Genomic DNA, 23,108 nt, shown 5'->3' with positions numbered 1-23,108 from the left:
ATGAATTTGTTTAGTTCAATGGATATAAGCGCAACCGGGTTGACTGCAGAGAGAGTCAGAATGGATGTGGTATCGCAAAATATTGCCAATGCCAACACTACAAGGACAGTTCAAGGCGGTCCTTACAGGAGAAAGCTGGTGGTTTTTAAGGAAATTCAACCAGACAGCTTTCAGAGCATTCTCGAAAAAGTAAAAGGAAAATACACGGGTAAGGGAGTAGAAGTGGTACAGATAATAGAAGATGAACAAACTCCTTTAAGGCGAGTCTATGACCCGGGTCATCCAGATGCGGACCAGCAGGGTTATGTTTCTTACCCTAATGTAAATATTGTGGCTGAGATGGTAGATATGATTTCTGCAACTCGAGCCTATGAAGCCAATGTAACCGCTTTTAATGCTGCCAAATCTATGTTTCAAAAGTCTTTAGAAATAGGAAAATGAAGGGGTAGAGGAAAATGATAAATCAGATTACCGGTATACAGCCTGTTACTCTCACAGAGACCAATAATATTGCACCCTCAACCAGCAAGATAAACAGTTTTAGTGATTTTTTAAAAGAGGCATTGAATAAGGTAAATGACCTACAGCTTCAAGCGATAGAGGATGACAAGAAGTTAGTGACCGGAGAAATTGATGATATAAATAAAGTCATGATAGATGCTGTCAAAGCAGATATTGCACTTCAGCTTACAATTCAGATTAAGAACAAGGTGCTGGAGGCCTATCAAGAGATAATGAGGATGCCGCTTTAATGTCTTGCGATGAAATGAGGTGAATCAATGCCACAATCTATCGCTAATTTTAGAGAACAGCTTTTAAACTTTTGGAATAAGTTTGACAAGAAACAAAAGATACAGCTTACGGTTATAGCAATTTTAGTGTTTATAAGCATCAGTTTGCTTGTATACATAGCCAATAGGCCTAATTACGTGGTATTGTATTCTAATTTGAGCTTAAAAGATGCTGGAATAGTAGTAGAGAAATTAAAAAGCGATTTTAAAGTCCCATATAAATTATCGGACAATGGGACGACAATTTTAGTACCTGCTCAGTATAAAGATGAAATAAGGATGAAATTGGCGACAGAGGGTATACCTCAGGGAGGATTTAGCTTTCAAGATGCGATGAACAACTCGCTTTCCACAACAGACCAGGAAAGGAGACAGAAGTACCTGTACTTTGTACAAAATGAGATACAAAATTCGCTGAAAACCATAGAAGGTGTGCAAGATGCGATTGTAAATATTGTAGTTCCTGACCAGAACGCCTTTGTGCTTTCCAATACTACCAATCAAGCGACAGCGGCTGTCATGCTTACTTTAAAGCCTGGAGCTACTTTGACCCCTTCGCAAGTTAAGGGAATAATAGATTTCGTTTCAAAAAGTGTAGAAGGGTTAAAACCAGAAAACGTTACTGTAATTGATAGTACAGGAAAAATTTTGACCCCAGAGAGCGATTCTATTGCAGAGAATGCCAGCAATCAGTTTGCCCTTCAAAAAAAAGTGCAGGAGGACTTGCAAAATAGCCTTCAGACCCTTTTAGAGCAGGTGTTTGGACCAGGCAATGTGGTAGTGAGGGCAAATGTGAGGTTAAATTTCGATAAAAAGACAGAGGACAGAATTGAATACACTCCTGTTCAGGGAAATGACAACAAAGGAATTGTTAGAAGTGTGCAGGAATTAAAAGAAAAGGCAACAGGGACACAAAGTGGAAGCCCCCCAGGACAACCAACGAATAATCCTCCAGTTTATAATCAACAAAATAACAATACCTCCAGTTATGACAAAACGGAAACTACTATAAATTATGAGATAAACCAGATAAAGACAACTCTTGTAGAGGCACAAGGGAAAATTGAGAGCATTTCTGTAGCAGTTGTTGTAAATAAGCCTTTAAATGCCTCTATGCAGCAGCAAATTGCAGATTTAGTTGCAAATGCTGCAGGAGGGAATAATGTAAAAGTATCAGTACAAGGGATACCTTTTAACCAGGATTTGCTTAAAGCTATGCAGGCGCAGAAGAAAGTCGCTCAAGGAATGCCTATTTACTTGTGGGGAATTATAGCTGCCTTGGCTGTAGGAGGAGGCTTAGTCGCTTTTCTGATGATTAGAAGAAGGAAAACAAAGGAAGTCATTCCTCCTGCTGAGGAAGAAGTGCTTGCGACAGCAGAACCTGTTGAAGAGATAGTTATCACAGAAAAAGATGAAAAGAAGAAGCAAATAGAGAAGCTGATAAGAGAAAAGCCCGATATTGTAGTTCAACTTATAAGAACGTGGCTTAATGAAGAGTAGGTGATAATATGGCGAGAGGAGCTTTAACTGGAAGGCAGAAAAGCGCAATGCTTTTAATAGCCTTGGGTCCAGAACTTTCTGCCGAGATTTACAAGCACTTGAGAGAAGAAGAGATAGAACAGCTGACTTTAGAAATTGCCAGTATAAGGAATCTAACTCCTGAAGAAAAACAGAAAATAATTGATGAATTTTATAATATGTGCATTGCACAGGAATACATAATAGAGGGCGGAATTGAGTACGCAAAAACTGTTTTAGAAAAAGCTTTGGGGGCTCAGGAAGCTTTTGAGATAATAAACAAACTCACCTCTTCATTAAAGGTGAGGCCCTTTGACTTCATAAGGAGGGCAGACCCTTCACAAGTGCTCAATTTTATACAAAACGAACATCCTCAGACCATCGCCATGATTCTATCTTACTTGAAGCCCCAGCAGGCAGGAGCCATCCTTTCCTCCTTGCCTGAAAAATTGCAGGCTGAAGTGGCAATGAGGATAGCTAAAATGGAAAGCACATCTCCTGAGGTGGTAAAAGAAGTAGAGAGAATTCTGGAAAGAAAGCTTTCCTCACTTGTAACTCAAGATTACACTTCTTCTGGTGGAATACAGACAATTGTAGATATACTAAACTCTGTTGACAGGAGCACAGAGAAGAACATCTTGGATACATTAGAGACAATAGATATTGAGCTTGTAGAAGAGATCAAGAAGAGAATGTTCGTATTTGAGGACATTGTCACGTTGGATTCAAGGTCTATACAGAGAGTGTTAAGAGAAGTGGACAACCACGATATCGCCCTCGCTTTAAAAGGTGCCAGCGAGGAAGTGCAGAGAGTCATTTACAGCAACATGTCGAAGCGCCTCGCAGAGATGATAAAGGAAGACATACAGTACATGGGTCCTGTAAGGTTAAAAGATGTGGAAGAAGCTCAGCAGAGAATTGTAAACATAATAAGAAAGCTGGAGGAAGCAGGCGAGATAGTAATTTCAAGAGGAGGAGGGGACGAGATTATTGTATAGGTATTATAAAGAAAGAGAGGTCAGCATCTCCTCTCCTGTCCTGCTAAAATTTGAGGTACCTGAAAAGAAAAGAAGGATTGAGGGTCCACTTGAAGAGAAAGAAGAGGGTAAAAATGTAAAAAATGAGAGCTTGACCTTGGCTAAAGAGATGATAGAAAGAGCAAGGCAGGTACAAAGAGAGATCCTTTCAAAAACGAGAGAAGATATTGAGAAGATGCTAAAAGAGGCAGAAGAAAGAGCGCATGAAATTGAAGAAAAGTACAGGATAAAAGGTTATGAAGAAGGCTATAGGGCAGGTTATGAAGAAGGATATAAAAAAGGCGAAGAAAAAGCCCAAGCCCTCATTGAAGAGGCAAGAGCCTTAAAAGAAGAGATATTGGAGGAAAAGAAGAGGCTTTACAAAGAGGCGGAAAGTGACATGATAAACGTTATTTTGGAGGCAGTGGAGAAAATTGTAGGAAAACACGTGGAAGAAGACAAGGATTTGATACTAAGCCTCATAAAAAAGGGAATGGAAAATTACAACGCTTTTGATAAGGTGACTGTAAGAGTAAGTGAAGAAGATTATGAACATTGCGTAAAAAATAAGGACAAGATTTTAAAAGATGTAGAGTTTTTAGATGAAATCAACATTGTCAAAGACCTCTCCTTGAGAAAGGGAGATTGTATAATTGAGACAAACTCTGGAGTGATAAATTCTGGAGTGACAACTCAACTGAAGACTTTAAAAAGCTTGTTTGCAGGTGTGTTAAATGAGTAGCGGGGTTTTGGAAAAATATTCAAAGATTTTGAGAGAAAAAAGGCTAGTAGGATATTACGGAAAAGTATCCCAGGTGATAGGCCTTACTATTGAGAGCGTAGGTCCACTTTCTAATATAGGTGAAATATGCTACATAAAGACAATTGATGGGAATGAAGTTCTCGCTGAGGTAGTAGGTTTTAAGGAGGAAAAAGTCTATCTCATGCCTCTAGGCAACATGGAGGGAATTGGACCGGGAAGCAAAGTTATAGCTACAGGCCAGACCTTGAAAGTAAATGTAGGGAAATCCCTTTTAGGGAGGGTTTTGGACGGACTTGGCAACCCAATAGATGGTAAAGGTCCCTTGAAATACGAAAAATCAATTCCTGTAAACAACACTCCTCCAGACCCTCTGGAAAGAAAACGGATAAGAGAGGTAATGCCTCTAGGCATAAAGGCAATAGATGGTCTGTTGACTTGCGGCAAAGGGCAGAGGATTGGAATTTTTGCAGGAAGCGGAGTTGGGAAAAGTACCCTTCTCGGGATGATGGCGAGGAACGCAAAAGCAGATTTAAACGTGATTGCTCTCATTGGAGAAAGAGGAAGAGAGGTAAACGAGTTTATAGAGAAAGACCTCGGAGAGGAAGGGCTAAAGAGGTCTGTCGTGGTAGTAGCAACGTCTGATACGCCAGCTTTGGTGAGAGTGAAAGGAGCGATGACCGCTACTGCTATAGCTGAGTACTTTAGAGACCAGGGCCTTGACGTGCTTCTCATGATGGACTCTATAACGCGCTTCGCGATGGCTCAGAGAGAGATAGGTTTATCTATTGGAGAAGCACCTGTATCAAGGGGATACACTCCTTCTGTGTTTTCTGTGCTTCCAAAACTCTTGGAGAGGTCAGGGTCATCTCAAAAGGGATCAATAACAGCTTTGTACACGGTTTTGGTAGACGGAGATGACCTTAATGAACCTATAGCTGACGCGGTAAGAGGCATACTGGATGGACACATAGTTTTATCCAGAAAGCTTGCAAACAAAAACCACTATCCGGCCATAGACGTACTGGCAAGCGTGAGCAGGGTGATAAATGACATCATAACGGATGAACACAAGGAGCTGGTGGCAAAGTTTAAGAATATCCTCGCCACTTACGCAGAAGCGGAGGACCTGATAAACATAGGAGCTTATAACTTTGGCACTAACCCTAAAATTGACGAAGCGATTGAGCTTAATGAAAAAATGAACAGCTTCTTAAGGCAGAAAATCGATGAAGCTTATGATTTTGAAACTACGAAAAAACTTCTAGCTAAATCTCTTGAAAGGTGATGAGAATGAAAAAATTTGAATTTACCCTCCAGTCGGTATTGAATTTAAAAGAGCAGTCAGAAAAGATTGAGAAAGAGAATTTAGCAAAAATTATGAAAGAGATAGAGAGAGAAAGAGAAAAACTTGAAAACCTAAAGAAGCACCTTCAGGAAGTTACTAAAAGAGCGAAAGAGGAAGTAGAAGAGGGGACTTTGATGTACAAACTGGCAGAGACAGAAGCCTACATAATGAAAATTAGAGAAATGATTGAGAAACAGGCCAACTACATTTTGAAATTGGAAAAAGAGGCAGAAAAAATAAGGGAAGGGCTTTTGAAGGTGTCGAAAGAGAAAAAGGCCTTAGAAAATTTAAAGGAAAGACAGTTTTCTGAATATCTTTATCTACTAAATCTCGAACAGTCAAGAGTGATAGATGAGCATGTGAGCTACAAAGTTGCTAAATCCTATTAGGAGGACATTTCCATGCAAAATGAGCAGGTTCAGGAGAAAAAAAGGTCGAAAGCAAAATGGGTGATAATTCTAGCACTGATTTTGGTCATAATTTTGTCTTCTGTTCTGGTGTACTTCAATATAGGCGGGAGTCAAGTTTTCTTGACAAAGCAAATATCAAAAATTCCTCTCTTAAAAGGGATAGTTTCTCCTCCTAAAACAGAAGACAAAGATGCAGTGATTGCAAAGTTAAATGAGGAACTGAAGAAAAAAGAAGCTACTATTTCTAACTACGAAGAAAAGATAAAAGAGCAAAACGCTCAGATAGAAGAGCTCAAAAAGCAAATTGAGGAACTGCAGAATGAAAAATTAACCTTAAAACAGCAGTTTGAAAGCAGGCAAAACAGTTTGAAAGACATAGCCACGTACTATCAGAACATGGACCCTCAAAATGCTGCCCAAATTTTAAACAACATGTCAGATGAAGAAGTGATTAAAATACTGACTTCTATGAACAAAGACAGCGCATCAAAAATAATGGAGGCACTAAAGCCTGAAAAGGCTGCAAAAATAACAAATATGCTCTTAAAGAGTGCCACAATGGTGCCTTAGAAAGGAGGTGAAAAATTGAGTGAGCAGGTCGTAGTCCAGGAATTGCTCCCTTTTTTAAAAGCAGTTGACAGTAAGATGGCAAAAGGAGGTGAAAATGGGAAGGAAAAAGTAAGCTTTTTAGACCTTCTCTTAAGTGAACTCACTGAAACAAGAGAGGGAAATATAAAAGAAAATCCCCTGAATCTAAAAAAAGAAGAATTCCTCTCTCAAAAAAATGGGCTAAAAAATGTAGAAATTTTTCAAGAAAAAGTAAAAGAAGATAAGGATATAATGGAGGATTTAAACAATTTTATTCCAGCATTAATGCAGACTATAACTTTGAGTTTAGAGACGATTTCAAGTGAAAAAGGTGCATCAGACTTTGAAAAGGTCAGAGAAAAATTAGAAGTTGCTCTACAAGGTTTTATAAAAGAAAGGAATTTTACTTTTAAAGAGATTGCAAAGAAAATAAGCGATTTTTTGAAGGAGAATTTCAACATTGAACTTTCTCCAGAAGTGATTGAACGCCATATAAAGCTTGCGAAGGTAAAAGACTTGGACAAGCCTTTTTTACAGGATTTGAATCAAAAGGATTTTGCAGAGGAAAATGTTCAAAAGAATCAGGATAAAACTTCGCAATTAAAAATTGACAAAGAAGCTTTCATTGCTGCAAAGGAGGCAAAAGAAGAAAAGACAGAGAAAAAAAGTTTTGATGTAAAACAGGAATTTGTTTTTTTCAAAAATGAGGGCAAGCCTGTTAGCAATTTAACCTACAATTCCATCAAAAAATCTAATGATCCTGTTGACAGACTCTTTCGTCAGATAGTAGATAATGTATTTGTGGCAAAAGAAAAAGGGGCTTCATCTGTGACTGTCAATCTAAAACCGGAGATACTCGGCAAACTTCAAATCAGCTTAAAATCAATTGATGGCAATATAGTAGCTACAATCGTTACAGAAAGCGAGAAGACAAAGCACCAAATTGAATCAAATCTTTCTCTGCTGCAGGCTCAGCTGGATTTAAAAGGGATAAAAATTGAAAGTGTGAATGTAGCAGTAGATAAAAATTTTCAATTTACACCTCAGTACACTGGCGAAGGAAACTATCAGGGAAGTTTTTATGGAGAAAATGAAAACCTGCGCTATTTCCACCATTACGGAAGTAAAAAGTATTTGCCAAGTGAAGAGCTAGACCTTACTTCTCAAAATTATTATTTCAAAGATGGCCATCTTGACCTGATGGCATAGAAAGGAGAGGCTTTAAAGTGAATGTAAATACAAACTACAGTGTACTGCCTCCTTCCAATCAGAATAAAGTCACTACAAAAAGCAAGTTAGGAAAAGATGATTTTCTGATGCTTCTTGTGACTCAGCTAAAAAATCAGGACCCTTTAAATCCTGTAGATGACAAGGAGTTTCTTGCACAGCTTGCGCAGTTTTCTGCTTTAGAGCAAATGCAGAATTTGAATGAAAGTTTTAACTCTGTAAAAGCTATAGCGCTTATAGGCAAAAACGTGTACGCTACTATAAATGACGGGAATGGAAATTACAAAGAAGTTTTTGGAAAAGTTGATGCTGTGTACAGAGAAAATGGGCAGTACTTTCTCAAAGTAAAAGGCTTAGATATACCTTTGGACGCTGTGAGAGCTGTCACTGAGTGAGGTGATACTTTGAAAGTCCATTTTAATTCGCTGAATGGACCTTCTATACAGAAGCCCCAGCCTTCTTACGGGGAAGCTTTTAAACAGGTTTTTGAAGAAAAGCTTGCAGAAATTAAATTTTCAAAACATTCCCTTCTAAGGATGGAAGCGAGGAATGTAAAGATTACACCTGATGAGTACAAAAAGCTTTTAGAGGCTGTTGAAAAAGCCAGCAGTAAAGGGATAAAGGATTCGCTGATAATAATGGATAATAAAGCTTTTGTGGTGAATTTGAAATCTAGGACAGTCATAACTGCTATGGACGAGAGCATGTTAAAAAATAGCGTTTTTACAAACATAGACGGCGCTGTGATAATATAAGCCGGACCTTAACAGGGGGCTTATCCGCTTTCGACTGACAGAGAAAGCGGGCAGCGCTTAAAATAAAAGGAGGAGAGAGAATGTTAAGGTCAATGTATTCTGCCATTTCAGGTTTACAGGCTCATCAGGCAAGGTTGGATGTTATTGGAAATAATATAGCCAATGTAAATACAGTGGGGTATAAGGCAAGCAGGATGACTTTTAAAGAGATATTCAGCCAGACCATAAAAGGAGCTTCGGCTCCTCAAGGAAATGGCGGAGGAACAAACCCTCAGCAAATTGGTCTGGGAGTTGCCATAGCTTCTATTGATACTTTATTTACAAGAGGAGGAGCCCAGAGAACTGACAACCCAACAGATTTGTCAATTGACGGAAATGGATTTTTCATAGTTTCAAATGGGGAATCAATTCTTTACACGAGGGCGGGAAATTTTAGTTTTGACTCTAATGGAGACTTGGTAACTCCTGATGGATATAAAGTTTTAGGATGGATGTCAACTGATGGCAAGACAGTGAACACTGACACCGGGAATTTGGTTCCGATAAGCCTTAAAAACTGGTTTGGGATGGAGCCTTCTACCACTACTCAATTAGAAATAGGCGGAAATTTGAATGCTTCTACTGGAATAGGTCAGAGCATAAGCTACAACATAATCGTCTATGACACACAAGGTGGAAGCCATGTGGCTACAATAACTTTCACAAGGCAAGACCCCAATACCTGGAACTGGAGTGTATCTTCTCAAGACCCGTATATTTCTTCTGTCTCTGTCGCTGGTTCAACGGCAATCACTTTTGGAGCTGATGGAAAGATAGCTCCTAATACGCAGGCTACCGGAACTTTAACCTTTAACATGAACACAGCAGTTACAAATGCTCAGATTGGCCCTGTCAATATTGACCTTTCAAAGCTTACAATGTTCTCAACAGAAACAGATTTGAGAGAATTAAGCAAAAATGGCAATGAGGCAGGGTCTTTGCAGAGCATCAACATTGACAAGTACGGGGTTGTATCCGGTATATATTCAAACGGCAGAAGACAGGTAATAGGGCAGATAGCTCTTGCTGACTTCCAGAACCCCATGGGTTTAGAAAAAGTAGGAAATACGATGTTTATAAATACAGTTAACTCAGGAGAACCCATGATAGGAGCAGCAGGAAGTGGAACCAGAGGCAGCATAAACCCAGGGACTTTAGAGATGTCAAATGTCAACTTGGCTAATGAATTTGTAGACATGATTACAACTCAGAGAGGTTTTCAGGCTAATGCTAAGGTTATAACCGTCTCCGATGAAATGCTGCAGGATTTAGTGAATATGAAGAGATAAAGTTTAGCCTGCTGGGGGTACCCCCGGCAGGCTTGATGGAGGAAAAACATGATTTATGTGACAAGGCTCAATGATGAAGAGTTTGTCGTGAATGCAGACCTCATTGAATTTATAGAAAAGACGCCAGATACAGTTATAAGCCTTACTACAGGCAAAAAGATCGTAGTAAAAGAGACGCCAGAAGAGGTCATAGAAAGAGTAATCCAATACAAAAGAAAAATTTTTGCAATAGAAAGAGGTAAAGAGGTGTTAGAATGAATACAAAGACGATTCTTATAGTAGTAATAGCGATGGTTTTATCCTTTGGCGCAGCTTTTGTGTACTTCAACAATTTTGCTCACCCGAATAAAACGCCGGAAGTCACCTATTACAATTATTCTCCAGGTGGAGAATTCATAACAAATTTAAAAGGAGACGGCAAGTTTATAAAAGTGGTGGTAGAACTTCAAGTGACAGACCCTAAAGTGTTAAAAAAGCTGGAGGAAAATACACCCCAGATCAGAGATGCTATAATTCAGATCTTAAGGAGTAAAACAGCACAGGAGGTAGAAGGACCCCAAGGGCAAGAAATGCTTAAAAATGACATAAAAAATGAGATAAACAAAATAATAGGCGAAGGAAAAGTAGTTAATGTGTACTTTAACGACTTTATCGTGCAGTAGGGAGGAGGGGGTCTTTTGGCAGAGATACTTTCACAGAGTGAAATAGATGAGCTTTTAAAGGCTTTTAGTCAAGGGGAAGTAAAAGACCTAGAGAAAGTAGAAGAGAAAAAGACAAAAAAAATTCGATCCTACGATTTCAGACGGCCCAACAAATTTTCAAAAGAACAGCTCAGAACCTTACAGATGATTTTTGAAAATTTTTCAAGGTCTCTCACGTCTTTTCTATCGGGCTATTTGAGGACCATTGTGAATGTGGCTGTTGTATCTGTGGACCAGCTTACATATTACGAATTCAGCAATTCTTTAAACAATCCTGTGTTCATCGCTATAATTGACGCATCCCCTCTGGAAGGGCCATTCCTCTTAGAACTTAACAACAATACCACTTACGCCATATTGGATAGGCTCTTAGGAGGGATGGGCAAAGGAGAATTTTTAGACAGAGATTATACAGAAATAGAAGTCAATTTGCTCACCAAAATTGTAAAGCAGATACTGCCTTTGTTAGAAGAGCCTTGGAGCAATATAATTGACCTCACTCCTTCCCTGATGAGAGTGGAGACCAATTCTCAGTTTGCGCAGATCATTTCGCCAAATGAGACAGTGGCTTTATGCACGCTTTCAATAAAGATCAACGAGACAGAGGGAATGATGAATTTTTGCATGCCTCATCTGACGCTGGAGCCAATTGTGCCAAAACTTACAACTAAGTTTTGGTTTTCGAGCATGAAAAAAGAAGAAAAAGTGAATCCCGAACTTATAAAAGAGAAGATTGACAAGACTTACATTCCTTTGACAGTGCAATTGGGAAGCACAACCGTCACGGTAGGAGACCTTTTAAAGTTTGAAGTAGGAGATGTGATAATGCTGGATAAAAGATACAACGAACCTGTAGAGGTGATAATAGATAAAAAAGTAAAATTTAAAGGAATACCTGGAATTAAAAGTAAGCGATACAGCGTCAAAATAACAGAAGTTATTTACAAAGGAGATGAAGAAAGTAAATGAGTTCTTGTCGCAAGAGGAAATAAACGCTCTCTTAAAAGGGCTCCAAGAAGAAACACAGGAAAAAAAAGAACTGACTGATGAAGAAAAGGACATATTGGGGGAAATAGGAAATATAAGCTTTGGTACATCTGCTACTACTTTGTATACTCTTTTGAGGAACAAAGTTACCATCACAACTCCGAAGGTTTCCGTGCTCTCATGGGACCAGTTAAAAGAAGAATTCAACATACCTTATGTTGGAGTACAAGTAGAGTACACAGAAGGATTAAAAGGGTATAACCTTCTTATTTTGAAAAAAGAAGATGCGTTAAAAATCACTGACCTCATGATGGGAGGAGATGGTAAAGTAGAAGAAGGAGAGATAACAGACCTTCACTTAAGCGCTGTCGGTGAAGCAATGAATCAAATGATTGGTTCAGCTGCTACATCTCTTTCAACTCTTTTGAACAAGAAGATAAACATATCTCCTCCGAAGGCCTTTATAGTGGATTTTTCAACAGCTTTGCCGGAGGATGTAGCATTTCCTCAAGGAGATGTTGTCAGAGTTGCTTTTAAGATGGAAGTGGGAGATATAATTGACAGCGAAATAATGCAGCTTATACCTTTTGACTTTGCTAAAGAGCTTGTTAAGAGCGTTCTTCAACAGGCTACTACTTCTACTTCACCGCCTGCAGAAGTTAAAGAGATGAAAAAAGAAAGCAAAGGAGAATCTGAAGAGAAAATGGCTAGTGAAAAGGCCATTAAAAAGGAAGAAAAGGTAAATGTAAGTCCTGTAATTTTCCAGAATTTTGATGAAGAGCCTCAGCAGGAGGCGAAAGGAGAGAGTAAGAATTTGGATTTGATACTGGACGTGCCCCTTACTATCACTGTTGAGCTTGGCAAAACTAAAAAGTTAATAAAAGATATACTAGAACTGACAGAGGGTTCTATAATAGAGCTTGACAAACTGGCAGGAGAGCCTGTAGATATACTGGCAAACGGCAAGTACATTGCCAAAGGAGAAGTAGTGGTGATTGATGAAAATTTTGGGGTGCGGATTACAGACATTGTTCATCCGGGCAAGAGAATTGGCAATATAGAATAAAAGACAAGGAGGAATCATTGTGAGCAAAATATTGATTGTCGACGATGCTGCTTTTATGAGGATGATGATAAAAGATATAATTTCAAAGAACAATCTTGGAAGTGTCATAGAGGCTGAAAATGGGGCAGTAGCAGTGGAAAAGTACGTCCAAGAAAAGCCTGATCTGGTCATAATGGATATAACCATGCCGGAAATGGATGGCATTCAGGCAGTAAAAGAAATTCGCGCTAAAGACCCAAATGCGAAGATAATAATGTGTTCTGCTATGGGACAGCAGGCAATGGTCATAGAAGCCATACAGGCAGGCGCAAAAGACTTTATTGTGAAGCCTTTCCAACCGGATAGAGTGGTAGAAGCCATCAGAAAATTGTTAAAGTGAGGCGTTTAAAGTGCCCTACTGGATTCAGCTTATATGGTATCTTGTTGCGTTTTTTCTTGTGATTGGTGCCGCTTTCTATATAACTCGTTTTATCGGACAAAGCTCCATAAAGCTAGGTCGCAGTTCAAACTTAGAGGTCATAGATTTTATCTCTTTAGGGAGAGAAAAAGGGCTTTATATTATAAAAGTGGGCAATAGATTCATGCTAATAGGAGTGACTAATAGCAACATAACTTATTTAGCCGAGATAGAGAGAGAACATGTAAAAATAGAAAAACCAAAGAACTTTGCATCTGAACTAAACTTTTCTCTAGAAAGATTTAGAAACCTTTTTAAAAAAGATGGTGATAAATGATGGATTTAAGTAATTTGGTGTCCTCTGTTACTTCTCCTTCTAATTTATCTACGAGTTTGCAAATTGTACTTTTGCTCACAGTTTTGACCCTTGCACCTTCTATACTCATAATGATGACCTCTTTTACGAGAATAGTCATTGTGCTGGCCTTCTTGAGAAATGCTTTAGGGCTTCAGCAGATGCCGCCTAATCAGGTGTTGATTGGGTTGGCTTTGTTCCTCACCTTTTACATAATGGCACCTGTTGGATATGACATAAACAACAATGCCATAAAACCCTATGTGGAAGGTCAAATAAACCAGTATGAAGCTTATCAGAGAGCAATCAAACCCCTAAAAAACTTTATGTTAAGGCAGACAAGGCAAAATGACCTTGCGCTTTTTGTGAATCTCGCAAAGATTAAAGTAGACAAGGTAGAAGACCTCCCCATGAGAGTTGTAATACCTGCTTTTATAATAAGCGAGTTGAAGACAGCTTTTGAGATAGGATTTATAATCTACATCCCGTTTTTAGTAATAGATATAATTGTTGCCAGTGTGCTCATGTCAATGGGAATGTTCATGTTGCCACCTGTTTTGATATCTCTGCCATTTAAAGTGCTTCTTTTCATTCTTGTAGATGGGTGGAATTTGGTAGTTAAGTCTCTCATTTTAGGTTTTAGATAAGGGGATGAAAAAATGTCAAGTAGTATGGCGGTTGACCTTGGAAGAGAGGCTTTATCTGTTGCCTTGACAGTGGCAACTCCTATGCTGGCAGTAGCCCTTGGAGTTGGACTTCTTATAAGCATTTTTCAAGCAACAACGCAAATTCAGGAGCAGACTTTGTCTTTTGTGCCAAAAATCGTAGCTGTGCTTTTAAGTTTGATACTGTTTGGACCTTGGATGCTTACTACCCTTGTAAATTACACACAGCGCCTGTTTCTCAATATAAATAACTTCATAAAGTGATGTGCTATGGATGCGATGAGCTATATTTTGCAGAATGTACAGGTTTTTATATTACTTTTTGTAAGGATGCTAGGAATTTTTATACTCGCTCCTTTTTTTGGGACAAAGCATGTTCCAACTGTTTTTAAAATAGGTTTGGGTTTTTTTGCATCTCTCATAGTGTTTGATGTAATGCCACCTGTTTCTATATCCATAGACAATGTTTTAACATATTTTTTGCTAGTGATTTCTGAATTTTTAGTGGGACTTACAATAGGGCTTGCCTCCATGATATCTTTTAGCGCGGTGTATTTAGCAGGTCAGCTCATAGATTATCAGCTTGGCTTTGGGCTTGTAAACATTCTGGACATTCACAGTGAAGCACAGGTGCCACTCATGGGCAATTTTATATACATCATGACAATTTTGATATTCATGCTGATGAATGGACATTATCTTCTTTTTACCTTTTTAGCAAAGAGCACCGAAATAATACCTATTGGGAAAATTTATTTCGATTTATCAGGAATGTTACAGGTCTTAACTAAAATGGTATCAGACATGTTTGCGATAGGCTTTAGAATAAGCGCTCCTATAATTTTAACCACTGTTTTGACAGATTTAGTTTTGGGGATAATTTCCCGGACCATCCCGCAGCTTAACGTATTTATGGTGGGAATGCCTGCCAAAGTTTTTGTAGGGATTTTTACACTGATTATTATGTTGCCAATGTACCTTACCATAGTGGATTTTATATTCAACGGCATGAATGCAGATATTTTCAGGCTGATGAAATTAATGACAAGGTGATGACTTTGAGCAAAATAAATCTGCAGCTTTTTGCTGGGGAGAAGACGGAACCAGCTACTCCAAAGAGAAGGCAGGAGGCTAGAAAAAAAGGACAGGTTTTTCAAAGCAGGGAGATAACCTCTGCCCTTGTCGTTGTGACAGGATTTTTAATGATAAATTTGTTTTTGCAGAGTTTCCTAGGTAGAGTGGGAAACCTTTTGAAGTTTCTTCTTATCACGTATTCTGGGGCGAATGACGATGTGTTTAACACAGCAGGGATATGGAAAATTTTCTATTATGTGGTAAATCAGATAGTTTTAATCTCGGTACCTGTTATACTGGCAATTTTTGCAGTATCTCTCATATCCACTTACTTTCAAGTTGGGTTTGTGTTTACTGCAGAGCCTTTGACTTTAAAGTTTGAAAGGCTAAACCCTGTAGAGGGATTTAAAAGGATATTCTCAAGAAGAGCTTTAGTGGAACTTTTGAAATCTGTAGCAAAAGTGGTCGTGTTATTTTACATAATGTATTCTTTCTTAGCTTCCCAGTACAAAGGAATACCGATGCTTCTCGATATGTCTGTTCAGGACCTTTTGAGGTATACTTCAAACATTCTCTTCGGTATTACTATAAGAATTGGAATTGTGCTAATAGTTTTAGGAGTTATTGATTACTTTTTCCAGTGGAGGGAGTATGAAAACAGTCTCAAAATGAGCAAAGAGGATATAAAGGAAGAATTTAAAGAAACAGAGGGGAATCCGCAGATAAAAGCAGAAATACGCAAAAAGCAAAGACAGATATCCACTCGAAGGATGATGCAGGACTTAAAAAAAGCGGATGTTGTCATCACAAACCCTACTCACTTTGCGGTTGCTTTGATGTATGACAGCGAGGTAAACGACGCTCCTGTAGTTGTAGCAAAAGGAAAGGATTTGTTGGCTTTAAAGATAAAGGAAGAAGCAGAAAAGCTTGATATACCTATTGTAGAAAATAAGCCTCTTGCCCAAGCCCTGTACAACTCTACAGAAGTAGGACAGATGATTCCGCCTGAACTTTATCAAGCAGTAGCAGAAGTGCTGGCGTACGTGTACAGCCTACGGGGAGAATAAGGAGGGATATTTTGAAAGCCTCTGAACTTACAATAGCTCTTTTTGTAGTTGGAATAGTTTTTCTTGTAATAATTCCTGTTCCTCCTCTTGTAATGGACTTTTTGCTGATATTCAATATTACTCTGTCCATCATAATCCTTTTGACCACTATGTACGTAAAAGACTCTCTGGACTTTTACGTGTTTCCTTCGATACTTTTAGTGACTACTCTTATAAGGCTTGCTCTAAACATATCTAGTACAAGGCTTATACTGACTCACGCTTACGCAGGAGGAGTCATACAGGCGTTTGGAAGTTTTGTAATAGGCGGAAATCCCGTTGTAGGTTTCATAATCTTTCTCATCATTGCGATTGTTCAGTTCATAGTCATAACAAAAGGTGCTGAGAGAGTGTCAGAGGTAGCGGCACGCTTTACACTAGATGCCATGCCTGGAAAGCAAATGGCTATTGATGCTGATTTAAATGCCGGCCTCATAACAGAAAGAGAAGCTTTAGAGAGAAGAAAACAAATACAGCAGGAAGCAAAGTTTTACGGGGCTATGGATGGTGCGAGTAAATTTGTCAGGGGAGATGCTATAGTTTCAATAATCGTAATAATTATCAACATTGTCGGTGGCTTCATAATTGGAATGGCAATGAAGGGCATGGATGCAAATACTGCTCTTCACACTTACACCCTTCTCACTGTGGGAGAAGGGCTTGTGAATCAAATACCTGCGCTTTTAATCTCTACCGCGACAGGCATAATTGTGACACGCGCTTCTTCAGAGTTTAATTTGGGTGAGGACATAGTGAGGCAGATTTTCAGTGAACCTCGCATTTTAAAAATGGCTTCTTTATTGCTTTTTGCCCTAGTTCTGGTACCACTTTTGCCAAAATTGCCTCTCATTTTGATGGGCAGCTTGTTTGCGTACCTGGGATTTGCTACTACAAAGAGAGTGGAAATAAAGGAAGAGGAGCAGGAAGAGAGCATAAGGGAATTAGAAAGTATAAGAGACCCCAAAAAGGTGTACGAACTTTTGCAGATTGACCCCATTGAACTTGAATTTGGATATGAACTCATTCCCCTTGCAAGCGGAGAACTGCTGGACAGGATTGTGATGATAAGGCGGCAAATTGCTTTAGAACTAGGCATTGTAGTTCCAATGATACGCTTGAGGGACAATATACAGTTAAAGCCAAATGAATATGTGATAAAAATTAAGGGAAATGAAATAGCCCGCGGTAAAGTTTATGTAGACAGGTATATGGCGATGACAGCAGGTGAAATTGAAGAGGACGTAGAAGGAATAAGAGAAAGAGAGCCTGCTTTTGGTCTTCCGGCTATTTGGGTTGATGAAAATGAAAGGTCAAAGGTGGAAGCAAGAGGGTATACAGTGGTAGATGTGCCTACTGTGATAGCTACCCACTTGACGCACATCATAAAACAGCATGCTCATGAACTTTTGGGGAGGCAGGAAGTGCAAAACCTCATTGACAATATAAAGTCAACGCATCCTACGCTGGTGGAAGAGCTTATACCCAAAATTATGACAGTTGGAGAAGTGCAAAAAGTGCTTTCAAACCTTTTAAGAGAGGGAATTCCCATAAGAGACCTTGTGACTATTTTGGAGACTCTGGCAGATTATGCTCCTATTGCAAAAGACACAGATGTATTAACAGAGTATGTGAGACAAGCCCTTGCCCGCACTATTTCCAATAGATATGCTTCAGGCGGCAGAATTGAAGTTATAACCCTAGACCCTGCAGTGGAACAGATAATATCTTCTAGCATCACTCAGACTGAACACGGGTCTTACCTTGCAATTGAACCTTCAACTGCTCAAAGAATTTTAAGGAATATACAGGAAGTTTCAAAAAACGTGAGCTTAAGAGGGATACAGCCGGTGATTCTTACAGCTCCTGTCACAAGGTTTTACTTAAGAAAACTGGTGGAACAAATTTCTCCGGACATTGTTGTGCTGTCTTACAATGAGCTTTTGCCTAATATAGAAGTAATTTCTGTGGGGACGGTGAAACTGGGTGAAAATTAAAAAATACATAGCCGATGACTTTCAAGAGGCTTTAAAGATGATAAAGGCGGAAATGGGGAGCAATGCTGTAATCCTTCATCAGCACAGGATAAGGGAAAGGGGAATAAAAGGGCTTTTTAAGAAGAGCAAAGTAGAGGTGGTGGCTGCTGTAGAAGATAATCCTTACAATTTTCCCAAGGAAGTGATTACAAAAAGCGATATAAATGAACTTAAGAATCTGATAAAGACGATAGCTACGAATAAGAGCAGTGAAATTTCTGAAAATGGTGTAAAGTCTATCACTTTAAAGCTTGTGGAATATGGCATTGAAAAAGAGTTATCACAGCTTTTGGGAGAAGGAATTGATAAATTGGACGATGTAGGAAAAGAAGTTTTGAAAAAGAGGATAAAAGCCTTCTTGGGAGCCCCTCAGCCACTTGATAGCGAAAGAAGTAAAAAGGTGCTCTTCATAGGGCCTACTGGAGTGGGGAAAACTACGACCGTCGCTAAAATTGCCTCTCATCTTATTTTGAACGAGGGGAAAAAAGTGATGCTTGTGACAGCGGATGTCTTTAGAATTGCTGCTGTGGACCAACTTAAGAGTTATGGAGATATTTTAGGGGTTCCTGTAAAAGTTGTGGGCAATATATTTGAATTTCACAAACTTCAGCCCGAATTTGAAGATTATGATGTGGTTTTGATAGATACTGCTGGGAGAAGTCATAAAGACGAAAAGAGGATAAACGAACTTAAGACCTTTGTAAAATACGCTGAATGCGATGAAATTTTCCTCTGCTTAAGCGCTACTACCAGGTCTCAAGACTTAAAAGAAGTTATAAATAGATACGACTTTGCAGGCAATTACAAGTTGATATTCACAAAACTTGATGAAACAGACAACTACAGTTCTATATTAAATGCCGTGTATTACTCTGGGCGACCAATTTCTTATTTTACAAACGGGCAAATAGTACCTGATGACTTGATGTTAGCGGATGGGGAAATCATCTTTTCTAACATAGTAAAGGGGAATTGAAATGATGGACCAGGCTGAAAGTTTAAGAAGATTGGTTTCCCAAAAGAAAGGCATAAAAAAAAGCCGAGTTATAACTATAAGTGGCGGAAAAGGAGGGATAGGCAAAACCTGTATTTCTGTAAATTTATCTCTGGCCTTGAAAAAGCTTGGTTACAATGTGACAATAATTGACGCTGATTTAGGTTTTTCAAATGTGGAAATTGAGCTGGGAGTCACTTCTAAATACACCCTCTTTGATGTACTCTACAATAACAAAATGATAACTGAGGTGATAAGTGAAGGACCATTGGGGGTAAAATACATTTCTTCTGGTGGAGATTTTACCTTAATTGACGAAGGAGTGGATTTAACACTTTTTCTCAGCAACATTAAAATTTTAGACTATTATTCCGATTTTATTATTATAGATACCGGTGCAGGACTTAACAAGGTAGTACACCAGTTTCTGCAAGCTGCAGATGAAATTGTGTTAATAGTTACTCCTGAACCTACTTCTATAATGGATGCCTATACACTCATTAAACATTCGTTAGTAGGCGAAAAGAAAAAGATAAATGTGCTCATTAACAAGGTAAAAAGTTTTGAAGAATACAGAAAAATTTATAAAAGATTTGAAACTGTAGTCAATAACTATCTGGGGGTTTCTCTAAACGACCTAGGATATTTGGAAATTGACGAAAAGATGACAGAGTGCATAATTGAGCAGACTCCTATCGTGATTAAGTATCACAATGGCAAAACTGCGAAGCAGCTAATTCAAATTGCAGCTAAATTAGCCAATCAATCTCCTCCCGAAGAACCGCAAGGGTTGTGGGGGATTTTTACAAAACTTTTAAAACAGAGATAAGAGGGAGAATATAGATGAACCAGGTGAATTTACAACCAGGGCAGAAGATTAAGATAGGCCTAAATGAAGGAAAGACCATGTATTCTTCTCAAGTGCAGGATGTGTCAAAAGACGGCACCCTTTTAGTTGATACTCCTGTTTACAGTGGACATCTCGTGCCAATTAGAGTAGGTTCCATCGTGCAGGTTATTTACTTCACAAAACAGGGATTATTCATCTTTTACGCGAAAGTGTTAAATAGATTTTCAGGAAAGCTCCCCCTTTTAGAGATCATGCCTATAAGTGGCGTGGAGAGATTGCAGAGGAGAAAGTACTTTAGGCTGGAAAAAGTAATACCTTTCACCTACAGAATAAGGGGTGAAGAAGAGAAGGAGTACAAAGGTGTAATACAGGATATAAGCGGGGGAGGATTGAGGTGCCGGGTAGATAAGAAATTAGAAATAGGCACTATTATAGATTGCAGCTTTACTTTAGATGAAGAAATACAGGTTTCTGGAAAGGTAGTGAGATACGAAGAGTCCATGGAAGAGGGGTATGAGGTGGGAGTGTGTTACGTAGACATTGAAGAGAGAATGAGAGAAAAGATAATCCGCTACATCTTCGAAGAACAGAGAAAAATAAGGCAAAAAGGGATTGAATAAGATATGAAGAATAAATGCATTGTGCTCATTGGGTCTTCTACGGGGGGGCCAAGAGCTTTAGAGTATCTGCTTTCAAGTTTACCTGAAAATATAGGGGTACCTTTTATAGTGGTTCAGCACATGCCTCAAAAATTTACAAGTCTTATGGCAGAAAGACTTGATATAAAGTGCAAGATAAAAGTGAAAGAGGCGGAAGACGGAGAGGTAGTAAGAAGCGATGTGGCGTATATTACTCCAGGAGATAAACACCTTCTTCTTGTAAAAGAAGGGGATGAAGTCAAAATAAAACTTTTGGAACAGTTTGACTCTATTTACAAGCCTTCAATAGATGCTACTTTTATTAGCGCATCAAAGCTTGATTCCTGCATAATAGCTGTAATACTCACAGGGATGGGAAGTGATGGCTCAAAGGGAATCAGATTTTTAAAAGAGAAAAAAGCTTTCATAATCTCTCAGGATGTTGAATCTTCTATTGCAAAAGGAATGCCGTATAGTGCCATCAAAACAGGGCTGGTAGACAAAATTCTACCGCTAGATAAAATTCCACAGGAGATAATAGAGAAAGTGAGGGAGTTTTATGGAAACCAATCAATATATTGAGATATTTATAGAAGAGTCACAGGAACACATAGAAAATTTAAACAGCAACTTGCTCCTTTTAGAAAAAGACCCTCAGAACAAGGGAGTAATTGATGAAATCTTCAGGTCTGCCCATACCTTAAAAGGAATGGCAGCTACTATGGGCTTTGAAAACATGAATAAGTTAGCCCACAAGATGGAAGATGTGCTTCAAGAAGTAAAGAACGGTAAACTGTCCATTACCAGCTCTATAATGGATATACTTTTTAAAAGCGTAGATGTTTTAGGTGAAATGCTAAACTCCATATCTCAAACAGGAGAAGATTTTCCGGCAGACGACGTGATATTCTTGCTTTCGGGCATAAAGAAAATGCCGGGAAATGAAGAAAAGGCTATTACCTATAGTGGCAGTCTTTCTATTAACGAATACGAGGAAGATATAATAAGAGAAGCCTATAAAGAAAATTACAAGGCTTTTAAAATAACTGTGCATATAGACAAAGGCTGCATGATGAAGTCTGCAAGGGCTTTTGTGATATTTAACAACCTCGATAAAATGGGAGACATAATAAATTCTTTTCCTCCTGTTGAGGATATAGAGGATGAAAAATTTGATTATAGCTTCACACTCCATTTTCTCACAAAAGAAGAAAAGGAAAAGTTAGAAGAAATGCTCCTTGCCATTCCTGAAGTAGAAAGAGTAGAGATAGAGGAAATAAATGTGACTCCTTCCAAGGAGGAAACAGAAGACACTCAGATTTTAGAAGCTGCTAAGAAGACGATAAGCCAGAATAAAACTTCAAAAAGCGTCAGGGTAGATATAGACAGACTCGACAATCTCATGAATTTGGTCAGCGAACTGATAATCATAAAGACCAGGTTAGAAGGGCTGGAAGCTGATAACAAAAATCCAGAAACAGCAAATGCAATTGAATACTTGGAGAGAATTACTACCAGCTTGCACGATGCAGTTATGAAGGTGAGGATGGTACCTGTAGAGAGGGTATTTAATAGATTCCCGAGGATGGTAAGAGACCTCTCCCACGAGTTAGGGAAAAAAATTACACTCAATATGTATGGCCAGGAAACTGAGGTAGACAGGACTGTAATAGATGAAATTGGGGACCCTCTTGTTCACCTAATAAGAAATTCCATTGATCACGGAATAGAGCCGCCGGAGGAGAGGATAAAAAAGGGCAAGCCTGAGGTGGGCACAATCAATTTAAAAGCCTATCACGAAGGAAATAACGTCATAATCGAAGTGAGCGATGATGGAAGAGGAATTGACATTGAAAAGGTGAAAGAAAAAGCCATAGAAAGAGGACTTTACACTCAAGAGCAAATTGCTAGTCTTTCGAAGGACAAGATATTTGAAATTTTATTTAAACCCGGCTTTAGCACAGCAGACAAAGTAACTGACATTTCTGGAAGAGGCGTAGGATTAGATGTTGTAAAAAATAAGATTGAATCTTTGAATGGAACGATTGAGGTGTTCTCAGAGCCAGATAAAGGAACAAAATTTGTTATAAAGCTTCCTTTGACTTTGGCTATAATACAGGCTCTATTGGTGAAAGTAGGAGATGAAAAGTTTGCAATTCCTCTAAATTCAATCTCCGAAATAGTCCACAAAAAAGAGGATGAAGTGAGAAATGTCCAAGGAAAGGAAATAGTTCTCTACAGGGGTCGAGTCATTCCAATAATTCGATTAAACGAAATACTTCAGACGAAAAAAGTGGAATCAAATGGAAATTTAATTTGCGTGATAATCAAGAAAGGAGAAAATCTGGCCTGCTGCACAGTGGACGACTTAATTGGACAGCAGGAGATAGTCATAAAGCCTTTAGGCAAATACTTATCCAACGTAAAGGTAATTGCAGGAGCAACTATATTAGGTGACGGACAGGTAGCGCTTATTGTGGACGCCAATAATTTATTCTGAA

At 38.7% G+C, this 23,108-nt stretch carries 28 protein-coding genes; all 28 read left to right on the top strand.

The features are described 5' to 3' along the window. The 28 genes from flgC to TTE_RS06765 all read left to right on the top strand — a co-directional run bounded on the left by flgC (position 1) and on the right by TTE_RS06765 (position 23,107). Positions 1-441 (top strand): flagellar basal body rod protein FlgC, encoded by a 441-nt coding sequence (gene flgC, locus TTE_RS06900; protein ID WP_011025715.1) that lies wholly within the window; start codon positions 1-3, stop codon positions 439-441. A 14-nt stretch (positions 442-455) separates the two neighbouring features. Continuing rightward, positions 456-752 (top strand): flagellar hook-basal body complex protein FliE, encoded by a 297-nt coding sequence (fliE, locus tag TTE_RS06895; RefSeq protein ID WP_011025714.1) that lies wholly within the window; start codon positions 456-458, stop codon positions 750-752. A gap of 27 nt (positions 753-779) precedes the next feature. Beyond that, positions 780-2,291, top strand: a complete 1,512-nt coding sequence (fliF, locus tag TTE_RS06890) for a flagellar basal-body MS-ring/collar protein FliF (RefSeq protein WP_011025713.1) — start codon at positions 780-782, stop codon at positions 2,289-2,291. An 8-nt stretch (positions 2,292-2,299) separates the two neighbouring features. Further along, a complete protein-coding gene (fliG, locus tag TTE_RS06885) occupies positions 2,300-3,307 on the top strand; it encodes a flagellar motor switch protein FliG (RefSeq protein ID WP_011025712.1) in 1,008 nt (335 codons plus the stop codon). A gap of 76 nt (positions 3,308-3,383) precedes the next feature. Beyond that, on the top strand, positions 3,384-4,067 hold the full coding sequence (locus tag TTE_RS06880) for a FliH/SctL family protein (protein WP_407636729.1): 684 nt from the start codon (positions 3,384-3,386) through the stop codon (positions 4,065-4,067). Next, positions 4,060-5,373, top strand: a complete 1,314-nt coding sequence (gene fliI / locus TTE_RS06875) for a flagellar protein export ATPase FliI (protein ID WP_009610460.1) — start codon at positions 4,060-4,062, stop codon at positions 5,371-5,373. The genes TTE_RS06880 and fliI overlap by 8 nt, the downstream gene beginning before the upstream one ends. 5 nt (positions 5,374-5,378) lie before the next feature. Further along, on the top strand, positions 5,379-5,822 hold the full coding sequence (gene fliJ / locus TTE_RS06870) for a flagellar export protein FliJ (protein WP_011025711.1): 444 nt from the start codon (positions 5,379-5,381) through the stop codon (positions 5,820-5,822). A 12-nt stretch (positions 5,823-5,834) separates the two neighbouring features. After that, positions 5,835-6,413: a MotE family protein gene (locus tag TTE_RS06865; protein WP_009610449.1), complete on the top strand. Its 579-nt coding sequence runs from the start codon at positions 5,835-5,837 to the stop codon at positions 6,411-6,413. Between the two features lie 15 nt (positions 6,414-6,428). Further along, positions 6,429-7,640: a flagellar hook-length control protein FliK gene (locus TTE_RS06860; protein WP_011025710.1), complete on the top strand. Its 1,212-nt coding sequence runs from the start codon at positions 6,429-6,431 to the stop codon at positions 7,638-7,640. Positions 7,641-7,657: 17 nt separating this feature from the next. Next, entirely contained in the window at positions 7,658-8,053 is a 396-nt protein-coding gene (locus TTE_RS06855; protein ID WP_011025709.1) for a flagellar hook capping FlgD N-terminal domain-containing protein, read from the top strand. A 30-nt stretch (positions 8,054-8,083) separates the two neighbouring features. Further along, the gene (locus TTE_RS06850; protein ID WP_050724090.1) at positions 8,084-8,413 is read left to right on the top strand and encodes a TIGR02530 family flagellar biosynthesis protein; all 330 of its coding nucleotides are present in this window, start codon (positions 8,084-8,086) and stop codon (positions 8,411-8,413) included. Positions 8,414-8,493: 80 nt separating this feature from the next. After that, positions 8,494-9,741, top strand: a complete 1,248-nt coding sequence (gene flgF, locus TTE_RS06845; RefSeq protein ID WP_009610442.1) for a flagellar basal-body rod protein FlgF — start codon at positions 8,494-8,496, stop codon at positions 9,739-9,741. 48 nt (positions 9,742-9,789) lie between these two features. Further along, positions 9,790-9,999, top strand: coding sequence for a flagellar FlbD family protein (locus TTE_RS06840; protein WP_011025707.1), 210 nt, complete (start codon positions 9,790-9,792; stop codon positions 9,997-9,999). Continuing rightward, entirely contained in the window at positions 9,996-10,403 is a 408-nt protein-coding gene (gene fliL, locus TTE_RS06835) for a flagellar basal body-associated FliL family protein (RefSeq protein WP_011025706.1), read from the top strand. The genes TTE_RS06840 and fliL overlap by 4 nt, the downstream gene beginning before the upstream one ends. A gap of 15 nt (positions 10,404-10,418) precedes the next feature. After that, positions 10,419-11,411: a flagellar motor switch protein FliM gene (fliM, locus tag TTE_RS06830; RefSeq protein WP_011025705.1), complete on the top strand. Its 993-nt coding sequence runs from the start codon at positions 10,419-10,421 to the stop codon at positions 11,409-11,411. Then, positions 11,395-12,495, top strand: a complete 1,101-nt coding sequence (gene fliY / locus TTE_RS06825) for a flagellar motor switch phosphatase FliY (protein ID WP_011025704.1) — start codon at positions 11,395-11,397, stop codon at positions 12,493-12,495. Before fliM ends, fliY begins: the two co-directional genes overlap by 17 nt. 19 nt (positions 12,496-12,514) lie before the next feature. After that, a complete protein-coding gene (locus TTE_RS06820; protein WP_011025703.1) occupies positions 12,515-12,874 on the top strand; it encodes a response regulator in 360 nt (119 codons plus the stop codon). A 10-nt stretch (positions 12,875-12,884) separates the two neighbouring features. Further along, positions 12,885-13,229, top strand: a complete 345-nt coding sequence (fliO, locus tag TTE_RS06815) for a flagellar biosynthetic protein FliO (RefSeq protein ID WP_011025702.1) — start codon at positions 12,885-12,887, stop codon at positions 13,227-13,229. Further along, positions 13,229-13,894, top strand: a complete 666-nt coding sequence (gene fliP / locus TTE_RS06810; protein WP_011025701.1) for a flagellar type III secretion system pore protein FliP — start codon at positions 13,229-13,231, stop codon at positions 13,892-13,894. Before fliO ends, fliP begins: the two co-directional genes overlap by 1 nt. A gap of 12 nt (positions 13,895-13,906) precedes the next feature. Then, a complete protein-coding gene (gene fliQ / locus TTE_RS06805) occupies positions 13,907-14,176 on the top strand; it encodes a flagellar biosynthesis protein FliQ (protein WP_011025700.1) in 270 nt (89 codons plus the stop codon). Between the two features lie 6 nt (positions 14,177-14,182). Next, positions 14,183-14,965, top strand: coding sequence for a flagellar biosynthetic protein FliR (gene fliR / locus TTE_RS06800; protein WP_011025699.1), 783 nt, complete (start codon positions 14,183-14,185; stop codon positions 14,963-14,965). Continuing rightward, on the top strand, positions 14,962-16,053 hold the full coding sequence (flhB, locus tag TTE_RS06795) for a flagellar biosynthesis protein FlhB (RefSeq protein ID WP_041587162.1): 1,092 nt from the start codon (positions 14,962-14,964) through the stop codon (positions 16,051-16,053). Before fliR ends, flhB begins: the two co-directional genes overlap by 4 nt. 11 nt (positions 16,054-16,064) lie before the next feature. Then, on the top strand, positions 16,065-18,086 hold the full coding sequence (flhA, locus tag TTE_RS06790) for a flagellar biosynthesis protein FlhA (RefSeq protein ID WP_011025697.1): 2,022 nt from the start codon (positions 16,065-16,067) through the stop codon (positions 18,084-18,086). After that, positions 18,076-19,101, top strand: a complete 1,026-nt coding sequence (locus tag TTE_RS06785) for an AAA family ATPase (RefSeq protein ID WP_011025696.1) — start codon at positions 18,076-18,078, stop codon at positions 19,099-19,101. The genes flhA and TTE_RS06785 overlap by 11 nt, the downstream gene beginning before the upstream one ends. Before the next feature lies 1 nt (position 19,102). After that, the gene (locus TTE_RS06780) at positions 19,103-19,948 is read left to right on the top strand and encodes a MinD/ParA family ATP-binding protein (protein WP_011025695.1); all 846 of its coding nucleotides are present in this window, start codon (positions 19,103-19,105) and stop codon (positions 19,946-19,948) included. A gap of 14 nt (positions 19,949-19,962) precedes the next feature. Continuing rightward, positions 19,963-20,589 (top strand): flagellar brake protein, encoded by a 627-nt coding sequence (locus tag TTE_RS06775; protein WP_011025694.1) that lies wholly within the window; start codon positions 19,963-19,965, stop codon positions 20,587-20,589. 3 nt (positions 20,590-20,592) lie between these two features. Further along, entirely contained in the window at positions 20,593-21,189 is a 597-nt protein-coding gene (locus tag TTE_RS06770; protein ID WP_011025693.1) for a CheB methylesterase domain-containing protein, read from the top strand. Continuing rightward, complete coding sequence (locus TTE_RS06765; protein WP_009610452.1) at positions 21,167-23,107, top strand: chemotaxis protein CheA; 1,941 nt, start codon at positions 21,167-21,169, stop codon at positions 23,105-23,107. Before TTE_RS06770 ends, TTE_RS06765 begins: the two co-directional genes overlap by 23 nt. Position 23,108 lies beyond the last annotated feature (1 nt).

Source organism: Caldanaerobacter subterraneus subsp. tengcongensis MB4 (assembly GCF_000007085.1).
In the GTDB taxonomy this organism is placed as follows: Bacteria; Bacillota; Thermoanaerobacteria; order Thermoanaerobacterales; family Thermoanaerobacteraceae; genus Thermoanaerobacter; species Thermoanaerobacter subterraneus.
This window is presented reverse-complemented; position numbering and strand designations above follow the sequence as displayed.

Coding starts and splice junctions, on each gene's coding strand:
- flgC (WP_011025715.1), top strand. CDS start 1: ATGAATTTGTTTAGTTCAATGGATATAAGCGCAACCGGGTTGACTGCA.
- fliE (WP_011025714.1), top strand. CDS start 456: ATGATAAATCAGATTACCGGTATACAGCCTGTTACTCTCACAGAGACC.
- fliF (WP_011025713.1), top strand. CDS start 780: ATGCCACAATCTATCGCTAATTTTAGAGAACAGCTTTTAAACTTTTGG.
- fliG (WP_011025712.1), top strand. CDS start 2,300: ATGGCGAGAGGAGCTTTAACTGGAAGGCAGAAAAGCGCAATGCTTTTA.
- fliI (WP_009610460.1), top strand. CDS start 4,060: ATGAGTAGCGGGGTTTTGGAAAAATATTCAAAGATTTTGAGAGAAAAA.
- fliJ (WP_011025711.1), top strand. CDS start 5,379: ATGAAAAAATTTGAATTTACCCTCCAGTCGGTATTGAATTTAAAAGAG.
- TTE_RS06865 (WP_009610449.1), top strand. CDS start 5,835: ATGCAAAATGAGCAGGTTCAGGAGAAAAAAAGGTCGAAAGCAAAATGG.
- flgF (WP_009610442.1), top strand. CDS start 8,494: ATGTTAAGGTCAATGTATTCTGCCATTTCAGGTTTACAGGCTCATCAG.
- TTE_RS06840 (WP_011025707.1), top strand. CDS start 9,790: ATGATTTATGTGACAAGGCTCAATGATGAAGAGTTTGTCGTGAATGCA.
- fliL (WP_011025706.1), top strand. CDS start 9,996: ATGAATACAAAGACGATTCTTATAGTAGTAATAGCGATGGTTTTATCC.
- fliY (WP_011025704.1), top strand. CDS start 11,395: ATGAAGAAAGTAAATGAGTTCTTGTCGCAAGAGGAAATAAACGCTCTC.
- fliP (WP_011025701.1), top strand. CDS start 13,229: ATGGATTTAAGTAATTTGGTGTCCTCTGTTACTTCTCCTTCTAATTTA.
- fliQ (WP_011025700.1), top strand. CDS start 13,907: ATGTCAAGTAGTATGGCGGTTGACCTTGGAAGAGAGGCTTTATCTGTT.
- fliR (WP_011025699.1), top strand. CDS start 14,183: ATGGATGCGATGAGCTATATTTTGCAGAATGTACAGGTTTTTATATTA.
- TTE_RS06780 (WP_011025695.1), top strand. CDS start 19,103: ATGATGGACCAGGCTGAAAGTTTAAGAAGATTGGTTTCCCAAAAGAAA.
- TTE_RS06775 (WP_011025694.1), top strand. CDS start 19,963: ATGAACCAGGTGAATTTACAACCAGGGCAGAAGATTAAGATAGGCCTA.
- TTE_RS06770 (WP_011025693.1), top strand. CDS start 20,593: ATGAAGAATAAATGCATTGTGCTCATTGGGTCTTCTACGGGGGGGCCA.
- TTE_RS06765 (WP_009610452.1), top strand. CDS start 21,167: ATGGAAACCAATCAATATATTGAGATATTTATAGAAGAGTCACAGGAA.